Raw genomic sequence first — 19,429 nt, 5'->3', positions numbered from 1 at the left:
TTACGCCCGTCGCTTTTCGTCATTAATCATCGTTTTTGTTATTTGCCGCCGAAGGAAACAGTATTCGGAATGCTGTTCCTCCAGTTCCTGTGCGGCAATTAATGATGCCCTCCATGTCATCAATGAGTTGTTTTACCACGCTCAGGCCCAGGCCGCTGTGGCCCTTGCCTTTGGTGGATCTTACCGGAGAAAACAGATTCTTGCGGATGTCGGCAGGAATCCCTGTGCCGGTATCTGTTATTTCCAGTTCAATCCAGGTTTTCCCGTTCTGCCAGACCGGAGCCAGCGTGTGGATAGAAACGTTGCCACCGTCAGGCAGGCTTTCGGCCGCGTTGCGGGCCAGGTTGATAACCACCTGTCGGATCACTGCGCGCGGAACCGAGACTTCGGTCGGTTCTTCGCAAAGATCCAGTGTCAGTGTTTTTTCGTCACCGCTGAAAAGGCTGTCTTCCAGAAGGTCTCTTAATGTTCGCAGTTCATCATTAAGGTTGCAGCCCCCTGGCGATTCTGACGAGTCATAGCCTGGCGTGCGGCTGATCTGCAACAGGAGATCTCCCGCCCGGTCGAGTTCCTCCCGAATAACATCCAGCTCTTCCTGAACTTCGTCGTCATCGAGACGATTTCTGAGCTGATAGATATACTGCCGGATGATGGTCAGCGGATTGCTTACCTCATGAACCTGACGCCGGATAGCATCGTGGGCCAGTTCGGCGTCCATGTCTGCCTGGCTGTCACCACTGTCAGCCAGCATGATAGCAATCGCTTGCGACAGTTTCTCGCTGAACAGCTGTCCCAGCTCTTCGGCCTGCCCGGAATTGTCGTTATCGGTGCCTATCGCAAATACCCCGGCGCACTGCTCGTCACCCTTGACCGGAATGGCGACCAGAGAAGGGGTCTTCAGAAGAGACAGTAATTGCCGGTCCAGCACCGTCGGCGGACGGTCGCCCAGGCAAAGGGCGACACCACTGTTGAAAGCTGCAGTCAGGACGCTGGTGGCTGGCCCGCTGGCAACTGTCAGATCGGGGGTTTCGCCATTGCTGGCGGACAGAAGGGTCAAACCATCACCGGCGTGGCCGAAGTACAGAGCTGGCAGGCCGGTAATCAGCGTCAGGCTATTGACGGTTGCTGCCAGATACTCCTGGGCGCTGCCGCGTATCGGAGACAGGTCCAGCGCCTGGTTGGCCATGGCCTGCTTCAGTATCGTCTGCTTGAGTTTATGGTTGGAGTGGCTGGCGTCGTATTCATCGGACAAAGGTATACCCAGGGATTCAGCCACCCCACTGACTTCCTGATCAATCCGCCGGTTGATTTCCCGCGTCAGTTCTTCGTTCAGTCCGAATATGGTGCCGGCAGCGGCAATACCTGCAGCATCAGACAGCGCCAACCTTGTGGCAAGGCTGATCAGTTTGACCAGATGACCGGCATCGCGAATTTCCGTTGGCATGGCCTGCTGATAACGCATGGCGTCAGCGGCCATGGGGCCCAGCCCCCAGGAACTGACCAGCTCCGCTGCGATGTCGGCCTGATGGTCAAAATAATACTGCTGGGTATCTCCTGGCGGCGTCTTCAGGGCAATCAGTTCACCGACGTTGTGAAGCATGCCCAGCATGAAAGCCTGGTCCGGTTCGGGGTAGCGGGTCAGCGTTGCCAGTGCGCGGGCAGTCAGGGCTGTTGTGAGGGAGTGTCGCCAGAAATCTCTGAGTTGCTGCCATTGGTCTGCCCCCAGTTCATAAAGAATCTGTCTCAGGGCAGCGGTCAGTACCAGCGTGTGAAAACGTCGGGTTCCGAGCCTTAAAAGTGCCTGGTCTATGGAGCGGATTTCGGCGACGGGGCCGTACAGTGCAGAATTGGCGAGCGCCAGCACCCGTGAAACCAGCGCTGTATCGGCAGAAACAATGTCACTGATCCTGCGGTAACTCTCATCCTGATGACAGGCTTCCAGCGCCCTGAGGGTGACCTCGGGGAGACTTGGTAATTGTATGTCAGGGGCAATCTGCATAAGCCTGCCTGTGTGCAATACCTGATGAGTCTTTAGTTTCTGACGATTTGTTCATAAAAAAACATTGAACCCGAGCTTAGACAATAAGCTGTGTTTATTAAACACTTATTGTTCCTTTTTTAGGCAGAGTATTACCCGCCCTTCGATGTGTGTAAACTTTTTACACATAAAATGTAGCAGATTCGTGCATTTTGTTGTCAGCTGAATAGCACGTTTTTGGCTACAGTCAGGGCGCTGTCCGGGTTACAATTTGATTCAGCGCACAAATTTACCCGAAATTGTGCCAGTCAATGGATCAGACGGCGCCAAATAAGAACTCATGACGGAATCCCTTGCAAATAAGCAACATCAGAGCCAACCCAGAACGCTGGCGATTACCGGTGGCAAGGGAGGTGTGGGTAAAACATCCGTTGCACTGAACCTTTCCCTCACCCTCGCACGTGAGGGCCACAAGGTTCTGTTGCTGGACGGTGATACCGACCTGGCCAATGTCAGCATTATGCTGGGACGCTATCCGACGCGAACCCTCGCCAATGTGATGGCAGGGGAGTGCGGTCTTCGCGATGTCATTATGAAAGCGGAGTGGGGGCTTCATATTATCCCCGGTGCGTCTGGTGTGGAGCAGTGTGTAGAGATGGCAGCGGAGGAAAGCCTGCGTGTGCTCAAGGCGCTCTCCAGGCTGGAAAAGGATTACAATTACGTCATCATCGATACGGCGTCAGGGTTACAGAAAACCGGAATGCACATGATTGCGGCAGCGGAACTGGCCTGTGTCGTGGTTACGCCCGATCCGGCTTCGCTGACGGATGCCTTTTCGCTGATCAAGTTGCTGATTCGCCGTGGTTACCGCAGGACACCCAGTGTGTTGGTCAATATGGCTCAGGGGGCCAGTCAGGCGAGGTCTGTCTTTCAACGCCTGGAATCGGCCGCCCAACGACACCTTGGGGTGCATCTGCATTACCTGGGGGCTATCTGGCGTGACGAAACGCTGCGCCAGTCTGTACTGAATCAGCGCCCGGTTGCGCTGATGCCCTCGTCGGACCCGTCCTGTCGTCAGTTCCGTTCCCTGTCCGACATGCTGAATGTGCGATTACGCCAGCTTCCGCCGCGAAAGGCTGGAATTGCGGCGTACTGGCACCGGGTGTCCTCGACGCCAGCGAAGTCTGCCCCCGTCCCCACGAAAAGTGAGCCAAGACAGCCACCAGACCCAACAGCGGAATGTAAGCGGCTGATTGCTGATATCGGAAAAGTTCTGACCGACAGCAACGACACTCCCTTGCTGCGTTATGAAGCGTTTAACGGTCTATTTGCACTGTTGGGGCGCACCATGGATGCAGACACGATTGAGATCATCCAGACGGGCCTGGCCTCTCTTGACTGGGAGCGGTTGAGCAAGGAACAGCGAGCGCATCTGGCCACTCACCTTCACCACATAGCCAGCCAGGTTGACCCGGGCGCAGATCAGAACGATGCGGATGAGCATGGTTCAGGCCGGCACAGCGGAAAGCGGGAAACGCCCCAAAGGCAACGTGAACCCTACTATGATCGCATCAGTTTTGGCGACCAGAGCAGGCTGGTGAGAGCGCTCAGGGAGCAGCCCTCCGACATTTCCCTGGACCAGCTTTTGCGGTCCCTGGCAGACACGGACAGGAACGGTTCCTGACTGGTTTTCCGATCGAATTTTTTCTCGGAATTCACCTTATTTTATCGTCATTTTATTTACGTTTTTTGTAGCGTAAGTTTGCAGTGTGTCACCGCACTGTAATGCCGTCTGTGCAAATATTGACCTTATTTCCCGAATCGTGGCCCGCAAAATGCAGTGGTCAGGAAACCGTTATTTTAAACCTGAAATCAACTGCACTTAGTGGCAGCACAGTGACGACGACAAGGAATTTACGCCATGGAAAAACAGCACCTACAAACCGGCGCGCCAGCGTCTGATGTTCTGGAACAGCTTCGCGGCAAACACGTTCTTATCACCGGCACTACCGGTTTTCTCGGTAAAGTAGTGCTGGAAAAGCTGATCCGTACGGTGCCGGATATCGGCGGCATACACCTGCTAATTCGGGGCAACAAACGTTACCCGGGTGCCCGAGAGCGTTTTGACAACGAGATTGCCAGTTCGTCGGTATTCGAGCGTCTCCGGCATGATGATAATGAAGCCTTTGAAAATTTTCTTGAGCAGCGCGTGCATTGTATTACTGGTGAGGTCACGGAGCCCCGTTTTGGCCTGACACCGGACCGCTTCCAGGGACTTGCCGGCCAGGTGGACGCATTTATCAATTCCGCGGCCAGCGTTAATTTCCGCGAAGAGCTCGACAAGGCTCTGAAAATTAACACGCTGTGTCTGGAAAATGTGGCCGCCCTGGCGCGACTCAACAGCAAAATGGCGGTTATCCAGGTATCCACCTGCTACGTTAATGGCAAGAACTCCGGGCAGGTTACCGAGTCTGTTATCAAACCCGCTGGCGAGACCATTCCCCGCAGCACGGATGGTTACTATGAAATTGACGAGCTTGTACATCTGCTGCAAGACAAGATTGCGGATGTTCGCGCCCGTTATTCCGGCAAAATGCTGGAGAAGAAGCTGGTAGACCTGGGTATTCGCGAAGCGAATATTTACGGCTGGAGTGATACCTATACCTTCACCAAGTGGCTCGGTGAGCAATTATTGATGAAGGCGCTGTCAGGCAGGTCGCTGACCATCGTACGACCATCCATTATCGAAAGCGCTCTGGAAGAACCGTCGCCCGGCTGGATTGAGGGCGTAAAAGTTGCCGACGCCATTATTCTGGCCTATGCCCGCGGAAAGGTGTCTCTTTTCCCCGGCAAACGCAGTGGCATCATTGATGTGATTCCAGTGGATCTGGTTGCCAGCAGCATCATTCTGTCCCTGGCTGAAGCGGTTTTCGAGCCGGCTCAGCGAAGGATTTACCAGTGTTGCAGCGGCAGTTCCAACCCGATTTCACTGGGCAGCTTTATTGACCACCTGATGGCTGAGGCGAAGTCCAACTTCGCTGATTATGACCAGCTGTTCTATCGCCAGCCCACCAGGCCCTTTATTGCCGTAAACCGCAAGCTGTTCGATGTTGTTGTGGGTGGTATGCGGTTGCCCCTGTCTATTGCAGGAAAGGCCATGAGGCTGGCAGGTCAGAACAGGGAACTGAAAGTGTTGAGGAACCTCGATACCACCCGTTCGTTGGCAACAATTTTCGGGTTCTATACAGCACCGGACTACATTTTCCGCAATGACGGCCTGCTGGCGTTGGCTTCCCGGATGGGTGAGCTGGATCGGGTGCTGTTCCCGGTGGATGCACGCCAGATAGACTGGCAGCTTTACCTTCGCAAGATTCACCTTGGCGGCCTTAACCGCTACGCCCTCAATGAGCGCAAGCTGTATAGCCTTCGCGCTGCGCAGCCCCGAAAGAAGGCTGCTTAAAACCTGCAAAATGTCGGATCCCTGCCTCCCGGGGGTCCGCTTTTCACTTGTTGTTTCTGCCGTTGGGTCTATCCTTTATGGCAGGCTCCAAATACCAGCGTCATCCCGTGTGAAGTCGTCATCTTGGCTAAAAGTGCTGGCACATTAGGACGTTAGTCTAATTCATTGTTCACTGGCACGCATGTTGAACTATGGGTATCTGTCTTCAGGGCTTTTTTGCCCGCGCTCTAAATTACAAAACCGATAATGACAACAGACTCTGACTAAAGGGGGAGCACAATGACTCATCAAGAGGTTTATCCGGTAAGCCCGGACGTGGCCAAACGGGCCCTGCTGAACCGGGACCAATACGAGAAGATGTACCAGCAGTCGGTGGACGATCCGGAGACATTCTGGGGCGAACACGGCAAACGCCTTGACTGGATCAAACCCTTCTCCAAGGTCAAGAACACCACTTACGATTACGATAATCTCTCTATCAAGTGGTTTGAAGACGGCCAGCTGAACGCTGCCGCCAACTGCCTCGACCGTCACCTGGAAAAACGTGGCGACCAGACGGCGATTATTTTCGAAGGTGACGACCCCGCCGATTCCCGTAACGTGACCTATCGCGAACTGTACGAAGAAACCTGCAAGTTCGCCAACGTCCTGAAAGATCAGGGCGTGAAAAAAGGTGATGTGGTCACTATCTACATGCCTATGATCGTTGAAACCGGTGTGGCCATGCTGGCCTGTGCCCGCATCGGTGCTATCCATTCCGTTGTGTTCGGTGGCTTCTCTCCGGAAGCACTCGGTGCCCGTATTGCCAATGGCAAGTCCCGCTTTGTGGTAACCGCAGATGAAGGCGTACGTGGCGGCCGCAAGATCCCGCTGAAGAAAAACGTGGATGCGGCACTGAACAATGAAGCCGGCGCCAACGTCGACAAGGTCATCGTCGTCAAGCGCACAGGCGGCGATGTGTCCTGGAAAGACGGCCGCGACCAGAGCTATGAAGAACTGATGAAGGGCGCTTCCACGGACTGCCCGGCAGAGCCGATGAACGCAGAAGATCCGTTGTTCATGCTCTATACCTCCGGTTCTACCGGCGCCCCAAAAGGCGTGCTGCACACCACCGGTGGTTACATGGTTTATACCTCCATGACCCACGAGTACGTGTTCGATTATCACGATGGTGACGTGTACTGGTGTACAGCGGACTTTGGCTGGGTTACCGGCCACAGCTATATTCTCTATGGCCCGCTGGCCAACGGCGCTGTAACCGTACTGTTCGAGGGTGTGCCCAACTACCCGGATACCTCACGGATGGGGCAGGTGGTCGATAAGCACAAGGTCAATATCCTTTACACCGCCCCCACCGCTATCCGTGCCCTGATGGCGGAAGGCGAATCCTGCATGAACGGTACTACCCGCGAAAGTCTGCGCCTGCTGGGCTCTGTAGGCGAGCCTATCAATCCGGAAGCCTGGGAGTGGTATCACCGCGTTATTGGTAACAGCAAGTGCCCGATCGTGGATACCTGGTGGCAGACCGAGACCGGTGGCATCCTGATTTCGCCGCTGCCTGGCGCCATTGACCTGAAACCAGGTTCGGCCACAGTGCCCTTCTTCGGCGTTAAACCGGCGTTGGTGGACAATGATGGCAATATCCTGGAAGGCAAGAGCGAGGGTAATCTGGTTATCCTGGACAGCTGGCCGGGCCAGATGCGTACCATTTTCGGGGATCATGAGCGCTTCAAGCAGACCTATTTCAGCACTTACAAAGGCATGTACTTTACCGGTGACGGTGCCCGCCGTGATGAAGACGGCTATTACTGGATTACCGGCCGTGTGGACGACGTATTGAACGTGTCTGGCCACCGCCTGGGTACCGCCGAGGTGGAAAGTGCCCTGGTAGCGCACGACAAAGTTGCGGAAGCAGCTGTGGTAGGCTACCCCCACGAGATCAAGGGGCAAGGCATCTATGTCTATGTAACCCTGGTTCACGGTGAGGATCCGTCGGACGAGTTGAAGAAGGAGCTGGTCCAGTGGGTTCGTAAAGAAATTGGCCCCATTGCCTCTCCGGATGTGATCCAATGGGCGCCCGGGTTGCCGAAGACGCGCTCTGGCAAGATTATGCGCCGGATTTTGCGTAAGATTGCATCAAACGAGCACGACCAGCTGGGTGATACCTCCACTCTCGCGGATCCGGGTGTGGTGGACGATCTCATCAGCGGTCGCGCGGATAACTGAGGCCTTTCTGTGGTCAGGCCGTTTACCTGTGAGGAAACTGTTGAATGACACAAACCATTATCGTCGCCGATGATCACCCGCTGTTTCGCGCAGCTCTGAAACAGGCGGTCAGTCAGGCGGTACCTGATGCGAAAACAGTGGAAGTGGACAGCATCAAGGCGCTGCAGGCGGCGGTAGAGTCGCACCCGGATGCGGATCTGGTACTGCTGGATCTGAACATGCCGGGTGCCCACGGTTTCTCCGGGCTCGTGTTCATGCGCGGGCAGTATCCGGGGTTGCCGGTGGTAGTGGTGTCAGGATCGGAAGAAATGCAGGTGATGCGCCGCTCGATCGACTATGGGGCGTCGGGCTTCATTCCGAAGTCAGCGCCTCTGCCGACCATCACCGAAGCCATTCAGGCCGTCCTGGAAGGGGATGTCTGGTTGCCGGAAGGTGTGGCGGACAAGATTGAGCGAATGCATTCGGATATGACGGATTTTTCCGAAAAGCTGGCGTCACTCACCCCGCAGCAGTTTCGGGTGCTGGGTATGCTGGCCGAAGGCCTCCTGAATAAGCAGATCGCCTACGATCTTGACGTGTCGGAGGCCACCATCAAGGCGCACATCACCGCGGTTTTCCGCAAGCTTGGGGTTCGCAACCGGACCCAGGCAGTGATTGCTATCCAGCAGATGGAAATTGATCCCTCGGATACGTCGTTGTCTGGTAGTTGAATAGCCTGAAAGATTCTTGGAAGGAGTGGGCCAGCCAGCAATACAATTACTTACTGGCGTACCCCAACTTCTTATCCACCAGGTTAAATAGCTCATCCCCCCGGTGCCACCGGTCCAGATTTTCCAGGAACTGATCCGTCAGTGCCCGCTTCCAGCCGATAAAGTCCCCGGACATGTGGGCTGTCATTATTACATTCTCCATGTCCCACAGTGGGTGGTTTTCCGGCAACGGCTCTTCCTCGAAGACATCAAGAGCAGCGCCCGCGATATCGCCATTATTCAGGGCGGCAATCAGGTCATCGGTCTTGACCACTGGCCCGCGGCCGATGTTGATCAGGCGCGCGGATTTGCGCATGGCCTTGAAGGCTTTTTCGTCAAACAGGCCCTCGGTTTGCGGTGTGAGGGGGGCGGCGATAACTACAAAGTCCGCCAATCCCAGTTGCTCGGTCAGATCGTCATTGCCATGTACTGCAATAAAGTCCGGGTCATCGTGGCGTGGTTTGCGGGCAATGCCGTGAGGCTTGAGGCCGGCGCCCTTGCACAGCCTGGCGATCTGGCCACCAATAGAGCCGGCGCCAACAATCAGCACCTGCTTGCCTTCGGCCCGTTCTGTGTCCCGGTGTTTCCACTCGTGCGCAATCTGCAGTCGCAACGAGCGCGGAAAATCCTTGGCAAACATCAGAATTGTACAGAGCACGTATTCGGCAATGGTGCGGTCGAAGATTCCCCTGGCGTTGGTTACCGTCACATTACCTTCAATGAGGTCCGGGAACATAAGTGCATCGACGCCGGCACTGGTCGCGTGAATCCACTCCAGCCTGTCGGCCGATGGCCAGGCAGCGGCAAGAGCTTCGGTGCGGAAGTCGGTTACCATCATTACGTTGGTGCCCGGCAGGGTATCTCGCAGGGTGGGTTCATCAGAGGCAAAGCGAACCTCTGCCCGCGCGCGCAACGCATCCATGCCTGGGGGTTCTTTTTCTCCGGGTGCTGTCAGAACGGTTACAACCGGCTTGCTGTGTTGGGTCATCTGTCCTCCGCCAATGCAGTTTGTCCGCGTCCGGTCGCGGGAATCGACAGTCCGGATGTCAGAATGACAGTCTGGTATCTGAGCGTTAACCGGTCAACCTGAGCCATTATAGGATAAAGGTCGTAGAGCCTGTCATGGCCGGGATTGCACGGTTTCAGTCCAGCCTTTGAATCTTTCTGTTTTAGGTCTTGTACGCCCCCTGTTTACTGACTAACCTGCAGGGGTAGCTACTATTTTGCCCCGTCCCCAGGAGGTGTTTATGGCAGAAGCCGCCAATAAAGAAACCGGCCAGACCAAACCGCGTAAAGTGAAATACCGGAAGAACAAGGCCAGTTGGAACCCGGCAATGCAGGCAGTTCCAGTGCCGGGTATTCGTCGCATGGTGAATATGGCGGCCACCATGAAGGATGTTATTCATCTGTCCATTGGTCAGCCGGATTTGCCAACACCCAAGCATGTGATTGATGCCTACATTGATGCGCTCAATGCCGGGCAGACGGGCTACACCATGGATGCGGGCCTGCCGGAGTTGCTGGTGGCGTTGCGGGATTATTACGGAGCGCGCTACGACCGCAAGCTGACGCGGGACAACATCCTGATTACCAGCGGCGCCACTGAGGCGATGTACCTGGCAATTTCGGCGACGTCTGCACCGGGCCGACAGTTTATTGTGACTGACCCGTCTTTCCTGCTATACGCACCTCTGATCCGCATGAACGGGGGCGAGGTCAAATTTGTGCCCACCCGGGCAGAAAACGATCATCAGCTGGACCCGGACGAAGTGATCCGCGCCATGGGCCCGCGGACCTTCGCGCTGATCCTGAACAACCCCAATAATCCGACAGGGGCGGTGTATCCACGCAGTACGGTCGAGACCATTCTTGAGGAGTGCGCCTACCGGGGTATCCAGGTCTACGCGGATGAGGTTTATGATCACCTGATTTTCGACGATGACGACTTCGCCAGCGTGCTGAACTGCTCGATGGACCTGGATAACATCATGTGCATCAGCAGCTTCTCCAAGACCTACAGCATGGCCGGTTTACGGGTAGGCTGGGTGATCGCCAGCCAGGCAGCGATCAAGTCGCTTCGCCGTTTTCACATGTTCACCACCTCTGTGGCCAACACGCCCTCCCAGTTCGCGGGTGTCGCAGCGCTGACCGGTGATCAGCAGTGTGTGCGGGATATGGTGGACATCTACCGTGAACGCCGTGACAAGGTAGTGGAGCTGATCGACCAGACTCCCTACCTGACCGGATATAAGCCCGGTGGTGCTTTCTTTGCCTTCCCGGATCTCCCGCGCCACGTGGATGGTTCCGACCTGGCGCTGCGGATGCTCAAGGAGACGGGTGTGTGTATGGTGCCGGGTGATGCCTTCGGTGAAGAGTGTACCAATGCTGTGCGTATCAGTTTCTCGACGACCTGTGAGAAACTGGAAGAGGCGTTCGACAGGGTCATCCCCTGGATGGCCAAGCAGCAGTTCTGACGACCATGTCAGCCCTGGACTCGGTACTTGTACAATGCCCCTACTGCTGGGAGACGCTGGAAATAAGCGTCGACCCCTCAGTGGAGGAGCAAGAGTATGTGGAGGATTGCCAGGTATGCTGCCAGCCCATTGTCGTGCATGTGGTCCTGGACGAGAACCTGACTCCTACGGTGGATGTCCGGGCCGAAAACGAATAAGGCGAGAACGAATAAGGAGTCTGCCTTGATGTCCACGATACCGTTCCGTCTGTCCTCAATGTTTGTCCTCTTTTCCCTGATGTTGCTGGGGGGCTGTGCCAGCATGTCTCCCTATTCCATCTCCGAAGCAACACTGGAGCGACACCTACAGGACACCGTCAGCGAATTTGATCGCCAGCAGTTGCAGAGCGGTTCACCTCTGAGCCTCAGCCTGAGCAATGCGGATATCACCCTGGGGCCGGATGGCCGGGACGTGGCGGTGATAGATCTGCGGGGGCAGGTGTCCCTTAATGCGCTGATGGCAAAGCTACCGGTGGATCTGGCCCTGAAAGTGGAAGGGGCGCCGGTGTATGATAGTGAGGAGAAGGCGATCTATATCCGCCGCCTGCAGTTGCTTGAGAGCAGTATTGATTCGCCGTTTTTCAAAGGGGACCTCAAGCCGGTAACGGACACTGTGATGCGAGCCGTCGCCCAGATGCTGGAGACCATGCCGGTGTACCGGCTGGATGAAACGGATTTCACCCAGCGAATGTTCGGAATGGTGCCCATGGGCATTCGTGTAGCGCCCGGACGGCTCGAATTTGTTATGGCTGAATAGGGCCTAGTTCAGGCGCTCGCGAATGGCCTTGCCAATTTCCTGGGTGCCTCGTCTGGCACCGGCATTCTCTGCCAGGTCCGCAGCGACTGCGTCGAATAGCTCCCTTCCTGCAGTGGCTAATGCTGGTTCGCTCCGTCCCAGCCATTCAAGCATGCGTGCCGTGGTGAAAAGCATGGCTGTCGGGTCGGCCAGGCCCTGCCCGGCAATGTCCGGGGCGCTGCCGTGGGTTGGTTCGAACATGGACGGCATGTTCGGATCGTCCGGGTTCAGGTTGCAGGAGGGCGCCACGCCCATACCGCCGGACAAAACGGCTGCCAGATCGGTGAGGATATCGCCCTGGAGATTGCTGGCAACGACTACATCAAAGGCCCAGGGAGCCTGAACAAACTTCATGCAGGCCGCATCCACCAATTCATGGTGCGTTGCTACATCCGGATATTGCTTTGCCATTTCTTCGAAGGCTTCGGTGTACATATCTCCCCAGTAACGCAACGCATTGCGCTTGGTAACGATACATACCTGGCTTTCGCAGGTTTTGCCATCCAGCGTCTGAAAATGTCGGGTTCTGCCTTCTTCGGCACGGGCGGCGGCACGAAGCCGGGCCTGCTCAAATCCATACCGGATAATGCGGTCCGTCGCCCTGCGTGTGAACACTTCCATCTGGGTGGCCACTTCGTCCGGTGAACCCTTGCGGAGTCGGCCTCCCTGGCTCACGTATTCACCTTCGCTGTTTTCCCGTATCACCAGCATGTCGATATCTTTGGCGCGCTCGTCGGCCAGGTATTGACGGGCGCCGGGAAGCAGTCTTGCAGGGCGTTCGCAGACCCACTGGTCAAATCCCTTACGCATGTCCAGCAATGGTGCCAACGAGATGCTGTCTGGCAACAGGTAGCGGTCAGGGTCGTCGACAGGGCCGGGATCGCCTAGCGCACCCAGAAGAATGGCATCGTATTTTTTCAACTGGTCCAGGGCATCCGCCGGCATGGATTCCCTATTTTCCTCATGCCATGCATGTGATGGCCAGGGGAAGCGGGTCCACTCCAGGGGAAGATTGTGACGAGATCTCAGTGCTTCCAGGCAGTGCACTGCCTCGGCAACCACTTCAGGGCCGATTCCGTCACCCGGGGTGACGGCAATACGGATTTTCTGGGCCATTCCGGATACTCCTTAGGGTCGTTTTGTATGTATCGAGAGTTGTGTGCTTCAGTGTAGTCATGTGACACAAGGAATCCACACGATTTAACATTACTTGGTTTTACCAGCAATGGTGGAATGGCTATAGTTCAATTTATCGCTTTCAGATGTCGGATTCTGTTTGCTCAGTTGTTACGTCGTTCAGGAGTTTGAGTGAATAAGCCTATCGAATTGTTTGATGAGTCTCATTGTGAGCAATGCGCCTGCGGAGAAGGTCTCGATTTTACATTTACCTTCGCATTCCAACCGATCGTTGATATTACCAACGAAAGCGTCTACGCGTACGAAGCCCTGGTTCGTGGGCCGGAAGGTGAGGGGGCATACAGTGTTCTCTCCAAGGTAAACGAGAAAAATCGCTATTCCTTTGACCAGATATGCCGGGTAAAAGCCGTGAAGTTGGCCGCCCGTTTGGGTATGGAAACGATGCTCAGCATCAATTTCATGCCCAATGCGGTCTATAACCCCGAGTATTGCATCAGGACCACGCTCGCTGCTGCACAGACGTACAAATTTGATACCCGAAAAATTATATTCGAACTGATTGAAACTGAAGATCTGGATTCGCTGGATCATCTTGTGGATATCATCAGCTCCTACAAGGAAATGGGGTTCCATACAGCCCTGGATGACTTTGGTGCCGGCTATTCGCGCTACAACATCCTGATCGCCAGCCCGCCCAATCTGCTGAAGCTTGATATGGCGCTGGTGCGGGATGTTCATAAAGAGCCAAACAAGCAGGCAGTCGTTGCTGGTATCATCACAATGATGAAACAGCTCGGAGGACACATCGTGGCTGAAGGCGTTGAGGAAAAAGAGGAGTACTTCTGGCTGCGGTCACAGGGTATTACGCTTTTTCAGGGCTATCTCTTTGCCAAGCCGGGGTTTGAGTCCCTGCCGGAGCCTTACTTTCCCTGTTAAAAAAGCGTTTGAGGATACATCTTGTTCTATCGCCTGATTACCGTCGTTGGTGGCCTGCTTTTTGTCATCATCCTTTTCGCCCTGATCTGGTTCTTCTGCAAACAGTTCCTGCTGCGCCATGGCGTAAAGGAACAGGTATCAGACCACGCTACGGTACTGGCCACCTGGACCTTTGCCGGTGTTAGCGTGGGTCTGGTATTCGCGGTTCTGGGCGCTTTCATCCTCGGCCCCTGGGCCTTTTACCGCACACTACGCGGGCATGATGTGCCGGTGTCCGACGCTGCTGCCATCTGGTGGGGTTTTGGTATTGTTTTGGCCTCACTGGGGATCACTGCTGCCGGTTTCCTCGGGTTCCTGAAGCTGGTCGGGGCCTATTAGTCACGCAATGCTGTTCAGCTGGTCCCGGAACCAGATCAGCGCGGGCTCCCGTTCATAGGCCTTGTGCCAGTATAAATGCACATCGATAGCCGGCAGATCTGCTGGTGCGGTGTGAATGTCGATGTCGGCTCGCTCGGCAATGATGCGGGCGTAGTTCTCCGGCATGGTCAATAGTAGGTCGGTTCCCTCCGTCACCCGACAGGCAGCGTAATAATGCTGGCACCTCAGCCGGATGTTTCGTTGCACTCCAAACCGCGACAATTCGAAGTCTTCAATACCCGGTCCTTCGGAGCGGGACGATACCAGCACGTGCTTCGCTTCCAGATATTTGTCCATGGTCAGACCTTTGCTTAACAGAGGATGCCCCTTTCTTGCCAGAACAACCAGTCGGTCCCGTCTTAACAGTTCATGGGCCGTCTGGTTGCTGACAGGCAACAGTACATCCACCGCGAAATCCAGCTTGCCGGCTGCCAGTAGGGTCTCCATATCTCTACGGGGCACTCTCTGGCTGATGATTTCAAGCTCCGGGTAGCTTTCCAGTCGGCCCATCAGTTTGGGCAAAAAAGTGGACTCCAGAATGTCTCGCAAAGCCAGCGAGTAGGTTTTGCGCTGATTGGCAGGGTCAAAGGCGTGGAACTGGTTCACGGCACTCTGTATCTGGGTCAGGCCGGGCCGCATGGACTCCAGAAAGCGTCGGGCCAGGGGCGTCGGCACCATCTGGTTACCCTGACGGCTGAACAGTGGGTCATCAAAATGCTCCCGCAACCGTGACAGAGAGTGGCTAACCGCAGGCTGGGTGAGGTGCAAAGCCCTGGCCGCGCGAGTCAGGCTGCCTTCCCGATAAATTGTGTCGAATACGTGCAGCAGGTTCAGATCCAGCCGATTGAGTGCCATGGGCGTCCCCGTTCGCGAATAAATAAATCTTATGATAAAGGATAAGAATAATTCAGTCGCGTAATAGTTGGGAGAAATCTAGACTGGTGCCATATCGGTCAAACCACGAGGACACGGCGATGGATTTCAATATTTCCGAGAAAGGCCAGGACTATCTCGAACGCGTCAAAACCTTCATGAAGGAAGAAATCTTCCCCATCGAAGAGCAGTACCATAAAGACCTGATGGCACAGGAAAACCGCTGGGTGGTGCTGCCCATCATCAAGGAGCTGAAGGAAAAGGCCAAGGCCCGGGGGCTGTGGAACATGTTCTTCCCGGACGAGAAGAACGGCTGTGGACTGCTTAACTCTGACTATGCCCTGATTGCCGAAGAAACCGGTCGCAGCTTTATTGCCCCGGAAATCTTCAACTGCAACGCGCCGGACACCGGCAACATGGAAGTGCTGATCCATTACGGCTCCGAAGAACAGAAAGCCGAATGGCTGCCACGCCTGCAAAGCGGCGAGGTGCGCTCCGCGTTCTGCATGACAGAACCGGCCGTCGCGTCCTCGGATGCCACCAACATGGAAGCCACAGCCATCGTTGAAGGCGACGAAGTCGTCCTCAACGGCCGCAAGTGGTGGAGCACCGGTGTTGGTCACCCCGACTGTAAGGTTGCCATCTTCATGGGCCTGACCGATCCGGAAGCCCACAAACACCGCCGCCATTCCATGGTACTGGTGCCCCTGGACACGCCGGGCGTCAAAATCGAACGCATGCTGCCAGTATTCGGCGCCTACGATGAGCCCTACGGCCACGGCGTTGTTGCTTTCGAAAACGTACGCCTGCCCAAGAGCGCCTTCATCGCCGGCCCCGGCCGTGGCTTTGAAATCGCCCAGGGCCGCCTGGGCCCGGGCCGCGTCCACCACTGCATGCGCGCCATTGGCGCTGCGGAACGTACCCTGGAGCTGCTGATCAAACGCGCCACCAGCCGCGAAGCCTTCGGCCGTCCGATTGCCAAACTCGGCGGTAACCCGGACATCATCGCCAATGCCCGGATGAACATCGAACAGGCACGTCTGCTGACGCTGAAATGCGCGTGGGCGCTGGATACCAAGGGTATTGCCGGTGCGTTGCAGGAAGTCTCGATGATCAAGGCGGTGATTCCGAAGATGCTTCAGCAAATCGTGGATGATGCGATTCAGGTTCATGGTGGCGCCGGTGTCAGCGATGATGATTTCCCTTTGACCGAACTGTTCGCCTATGCTCGGGTTCTGCGTCTGGCCGATGGACCGGATGAGGTTCACCGTGCGATGGTGGCTCGTCTGGAACTGGCTAAATACCGGAACTGAAGCCTGGGTGCCTGGGATCTTTAGAGCGAGGCCTCTTGGTTTGGTGTCTGGAGCCAGCGGGAGGGTGTGTAAGAAACACGCTCCTTCGGCACATCCCTGTGACGCTTGGACTCCGCCATCCATGGCTCCGTACAGTTTCTGACACACCCTCCCGCCGGCTCCTGCTAACCACGGAGTCGGCCTGCGAGGGGAAGCAACGTAATACAAAGAGTTTCCTGTAAGAGTGGAGCGGCTAACTGAATTGTTCGGGAGCTGGTGCCGGGAGACCCTTCCAAAACCCTGCGGAGCCATGGATGGCGGAGCGGAGCGTACATGGATGTATTTACAGCGTGTTTTGGAAGGGTCTCCCGGCATCAGCTCTTGCACGGACTCACAAAAACTCAACGAACCAAGACAACGGTGAAAACACAGATGACACAGCGAGTATTTATAACCGGCGGGGCCAGTGGTCTGGGCCGGTCGATTGCGTTGAAGTATGCCAAACAGGGCGCGAAGGTCTGCATTGGTGACATTAATCCGGAGCAGGGCGTTGCCGTAGAGCGGGAGATCAACAACGCCGGGGGCGAGGGTTACTTCGTTGAGTGCGATGTACGCCGGCTGACGGACCTGGAAAAAATCTGCGAGGATCTTACCGGCAAATGGGGTGGGGTAGACGTTGTGGTGAACAACGCCGGCGTTGCCTCCGCAGGGTCTATTGAAGACACCACCATGGCCGACTGGGAATGGATCCTGGATATTAACGTGCTGGGTGTGGTCCGCGGTTGCAAGGCCTTTACCCCGCAGTTCAAGAAACAGGGCACAGGCGCGTTTGTGAATATCGCCTCCATGGCCGGGCTTATGCTTGCGCCGCTGATGGACAGCTACAATGTATCCAAGGCCGGTGTGATTGCGCTCTCGGAAACCCTGAGCCAGGAACTGAGAGACTCCGGTATACACGTCAGCTGCGTATGCCCGGCGTTTTTCCAGACCAACCTGACCAGCAGCATGCGGTCCGATATTCCCGGCATCCAGCAGAACGTCAACAAACTGATGAAGCGCTCCACCATCACCGCCGAAGATGTGGCCGACGACATTATCCGCGCGGTGGAGAAGGGTGATTTCTGGGTGCTGCCCCACGCCAAGGAACGCCGCATGTGGATGGTCAAGCGCCATGCACCCAAGGCATTTGACTGGCTGATGCATCAGGAGAGCAAGCGCTGGATGAAAAAAATGGGTGGCAAAGCTTAGTTGCCCCCTTGCTGACGTCTTTATAGTAGAGGAGAGCCGAATGACCCAGATCGACCAGGCTGTGGATATCCGCGAAGGCGAAGAGCTGGATGTCGCGGCTGTTGACCGATTCATGAAGCAGGCCATTCCGGACCTGGAAGGCGCGCCTGCGATCAGGCAGTACCCCGGTGGCGCTTCCAATCTGACCTACCAGGTGGATTACGGCAACCGCTCCTACGTGCTGCGCCGCCCACCGTTCGGTAAGATCGCCAAGTCCGCCCACGACATGCTTCGGGAAGCAAAGGTGATGCGGGCGCTCAAGCCCGAGTTTCCCTACGTTCCCAATATCGTTGCCATCTGCGACGACCACGACGTGTTGGGCTGTGATTTCTACGTGATGGAGCGCTTGAAGGGCATAATATTGCGCGAGGATTTCCCCAAGGATTTCGAGCTTAGCGAGGCGGATACCCGCAAGCTGTGCCTGAACGTGATCGACAAGCTGGTGGACCTGCACAATGTGGATGCCAAGGCCACAGGCCTGGACAAGCTGGGCAAGGGCGCCGGTTACGTACAGCGCCAGATCGGCGGATGGAGTGACCGTTTCCGCAAGGCCAGAACCGACGATGTGGGCGACTTTGAAACCGTCATGGGCTGGCTTAATGACAAGATGCCGGATGATATTGCCCAGGTGGTCATTCATAACGACTACCGCTTCGACAACGTAGTGCTGAACCCGGACAACCCGTTTGAGGTTGTGGGTGTACTGGACTGGGAAATGGCCACCATCGGCGACCCGCTGATGGACCTGGGAAACAGCCTGGCGTACTGGATCGAAGCCGACGATGAAGGCCCGTTCCAGATGCTGCGCCGGCAACCCACTCACCGCCCCGGCATGCTCACCCGCAAGGAAGTGGTCGCTTACTACGCCGAGAAGTCCGGCCTGAAAATCGACAACTTCGACTTCTATGAAATCTACGGTCTTTTCCGCCTGGCGGTGATTGTGCAGCAGATCTATTACCGCTATTACCACGGCCAGACCAAAGACAAGCGCTTTGCCGCCTTTGGCCATGCTGCCAACTACCTTGAGAAGCGCTGTGAGCGACTGATCGAAGCGAGTGAGCTGTAATGGCAACGATCTATCTGATTCGTCACGGGCAGGCCAGTTTTGGCAAGGAAAATTACGATCAACTGTCCACCCGTGGCTGGGAACAGGGGCGTGTTCTTGGCCGCTGGCTTGCGGGCAAGGTAACCCCCAGCGCGGTGTTTGGCGGCAATATGGAGCGCCACAGGGAAACCGTCGAAGCCCTGGCCAGTGGGTACGGTGACACTCTGCCAGACATGCAGGCAGTCGAGGGGTTCAACGAGTTTGACCATACCCAGGTTGTCGAACGCCTGCGACCGGAATGGGCCGACCGTGAGCGTATGGCGCGGGACCTGGCTTCGTTCCCGAAACCTGCGAGAGCATTCCAGCAGGTCTTCGAGGAAGCCATGGTCCGTTGGGTCAGTGGTGAGCATGATGACGAATACGCCGAGAGCTGGGGCGATTTCCGCGAACGGGTCACCACATCCCTGGAACAACTGATTGAATACGCAGATGGCGGCGATACTCTGGTCTCCACCTCGGGCGGTCCAATTGCCGTTATCGCCCAACACCTGCTGCAACTGAGTGATCGCAAGGCTCTGGAGATGAACTCGGTCATTGCAAATACCAGCGTGACCCGCATTCTGCATTCAGGGGCCCGACGCAGCCTTGCGGTGTTCAACAATTACAGTCATCTGGAAGCGGAAGACGCCTCCCTGGTGACCTTCCGATAACGAATTGAGGT

Annotated in this window: 17 protein-coding genes; 13 read left to right on the top strand and 4 right to left on the bottom strand. The window is 56.0% G+C overall.

Annotation, left to right across the window (positions count from 1 at the left end; all coding sequences use genetic code 11):
* Positions 1 to 22 precede the first annotated feature (22 nt).
* Positions 23 to 1,999 carry an HDOD domain-containing protein gene (locus M8010_RS09780; RefSeq protein ID WP_250090787.1) on the bottom strand — a complete coding sequence of 659 codons (1,977 nt, stop codon included), beginning with the start codon at positions 1,997 to 1,999 and terminating at the stop codon, positions 23 to 25.
* A gap of 319 nt (positions 2,000 to 2,318) precedes the next feature.
* On the opposite strand from M8010_RS09780, the gene M8010_RS09775 reads away from it, so the two are divergent.
* The 4 genes from M8010_RS09775 to M8010_RS09760 all read left to right on the top strand — a co-directional run bounded on the left by M8010_RS09775 (position 2,319) and on the right by M8010_RS09760 (position 8,374).
* Positions 2,319 to 3,662 (top strand): AAA family ATPase, encoded by a 1,344-nt coding sequence (locus tag M8010_RS09775; RefSeq protein WP_250090786.1) that lies wholly within the window; start codon positions 2,319 to 2,321, stop codon positions 3,660 to 3,662.
* A 237-nt stretch (positions 3,663 to 3,899) separates the two neighbouring features.
* Positions 3,900 to 5,438, top strand: coding sequence for a fatty acyl-CoA reductase (locus M8010_RS09770; RefSeq protein ID WP_250090784.1), 1,539 nt, complete (start codon positions 3,900 to 3,902; stop codon positions 5,436 to 5,438).
* A 279-nt stretch (positions 5,439 to 5,717) separates the two neighbouring features.
* The gene (gene acs, locus M8010_RS09765) at positions 5,718 to 7,664 is read left to right on the top strand and encodes an acetate--CoA ligase (RefSeq protein ID WP_250090783.1); all 1,947 of its coding nucleotides are present in this window, start codon (positions 5,718 to 5,720) and stop codon (positions 7,662 to 7,664) included.
* Between the two features lie 44 nt (positions 7,665 to 7,708).
* On the top strand, positions 7,709 to 8,374 hold the full coding sequence (locus M8010_RS09760; RefSeq protein ID WP_007152036.1) for a LuxR C-terminal-related transcriptional regulator: 666 nt from the start codon (positions 7,709 to 7,711) through the stop codon (positions 8,372 to 8,374).
* A 46-nt stretch (positions 8,375 to 8,420) separates the two neighbouring features.
* Here M8010_RS09760 and M8010_RS09755 read toward each other — a convergent pair whose 3' ends face one another.
* Positions 8,421 to 9,401 carry a D-2-hydroxyacid dehydrogenase gene (locus M8010_RS09755; protein ID WP_250090781.1) on the bottom strand — a complete coding sequence of 327 codons (981 nt, stop codon included), beginning with the start codon at positions 9,399 to 9,401 and terminating at the stop codon, positions 8,421 to 8,423.
* Positions 9,402 to 9,660: 259 nt separating this feature from the next.
* Between M8010_RS09755 and M8010_RS09750 the strand changes: the two genes are divergently transcribed.
* From M8010_RS09750 to M8010_RS09740, 3 genes are read left to right on the top strand one after another with little or no spacing between them, the layout of a single operon-like run.
* On the top strand, positions 9,661 to 10,887 hold the full coding sequence (locus tag M8010_RS09750; protein ID WP_250090780.1) for a pyridoxal phosphate-dependent aminotransferase: 1,227 nt from the start codon (positions 9,661 to 9,663) through the stop codon (positions 10,885 to 10,887).
* Between the two features lie 5 nt (positions 10,888 to 10,892).
* On the top strand, positions 10,893 to 11,084 hold the full coding sequence (locus tag M8010_RS09745; protein WP_250090778.1) for a CPXCG motif-containing cysteine-rich protein: 192 nt from the start codon (positions 10,893 to 10,895) through the stop codon (positions 11,082 to 11,084).
* A 28-nt stretch (positions 11,085 to 11,112) separates the two neighbouring features.
* Entirely contained in the window at positions 11,113 to 11,682 is a 570-nt protein-coding gene (locus tag M8010_RS09740) for a YceB family lipoprotein (RefSeq protein ID WP_502846210.1), read from the top strand.
* Between the two features lie 3 nt (positions 11,683 to 11,685).
* On the opposite strand, the gene M8010_RS09735 is transcribed toward M8010_RS09740, so the two are convergent.
* Positions 11,686 to 12,837 carry an isocitrate/isopropylmalate dehydrogenase family protein gene (locus tag M8010_RS09735; RefSeq protein WP_250090776.1) on the bottom strand — a complete coding sequence of 384 codons (1,152 nt, stop codon included), beginning with the start codon at positions 12,835 to 12,837 and terminating at the stop codon, positions 11,686 to 11,688.
* A 192-nt stretch (positions 12,838 to 13,029) separates the two neighbouring features.
* Here M8010_RS09735 and M8010_RS09730 point away from each other — a divergent pair, with 192 nt between their 5' ends.
* Together M8010_RS09730 and M8010_RS09725 are read left to right on the top strand one after the other, a co-directional pair.
* Complete coding sequence (locus tag M8010_RS09730; protein ID WP_250090775.1) at positions 13,030 to 13,794, top strand: EAL domain-containing protein; 765 nt, start codon at positions 13,030 to 13,032, stop codon at positions 13,792 to 13,794.
* 21 nt (positions 13,795 to 13,815) lie between these two features.
* On the top strand, positions 13,816 to 14,172 hold the full coding sequence (locus M8010_RS09725; protein WP_250090773.1) for a hypothetical protein: 357 nt from the start codon (positions 13,816 to 13,818) through the stop codon (positions 14,170 to 14,172).
* Here the strand turns inward: M8010_RS09725 and M8010_RS09720 are convergent, their stop codons facing one another.
* The gene (locus M8010_RS09720; RefSeq protein ID WP_250090772.1) at positions 14,173 to 15,066 is read right to left on the bottom strand and encodes a LysR family transcriptional regulator; all 894 of its coding nucleotides are present in this window, start codon (positions 15,064 to 15,066) and stop codon (positions 14,173 to 14,175) included.
* Positions 15,067 to 15,185: 119 nt separating this feature from the next.
* Between M8010_RS09720 and M8010_RS09715 the strand changes: the two genes are divergently transcribed.
* The 4 genes from M8010_RS09715 (at position 15,186) to M8010_RS09700 (ending at position 19,418) form a co-directional block, all read left to right on the top strand.
* Positions 15,186 to 16,397, top strand: coding sequence for an acyl-CoA dehydrogenase family protein (locus M8010_RS09715; protein WP_250090771.1), 1,212 nt, complete (start codon positions 15,186 to 15,188; stop codon positions 16,395 to 16,397).
* 411 nt (positions 16,398 to 16,808) lie between these two features.
* The gene (locus M8010_RS09710; protein WP_250090769.1) at positions 16,809 to 17,624 is read left to right on the top strand and encodes an SDR family oxidoreductase; all 816 of its coding nucleotides are present in this window, start codon (positions 16,809 to 16,811) and stop codon (positions 17,622 to 17,624) included.
* A gap of 40 nt (positions 17,625 to 17,664) precedes the next feature.
* A complete protein-coding gene (locus M8010_RS09705; protein ID WP_250090768.1) occupies positions 17,665 to 18,729 on the top strand; it encodes a phosphotransferase family protein in 1,065 nt (354 codons plus the stop codon).
* Positions 18,729 to 19,418 (top strand): histidine phosphatase family protein, encoded by a 690-nt coding sequence (locus M8010_RS09700; RefSeq protein WP_250090766.1) that lies wholly within the window; start codon positions 18,729 to 18,731, stop codon positions 19,416 to 19,418. The genes M8010_RS09705 and M8010_RS09700 overlap by 1 nt, the downstream gene beginning before the upstream one ends.
* Positions 19,419 to 19,429 lie beyond the last annotated feature (11 nt).

Source organism: Marinobacter sp. ATCH36, assembly GCF_023555055.1.
GTDB lineage: Bacteria > Pseudomonadota > Gammaproteobacteria > Pseudomonadales > Oleiphilaceae > Marinobacter.
Note: the sequence above shows the minus strand (reverse complement) of the source record. Positions and strands in the feature narration are given on the sequence as shown.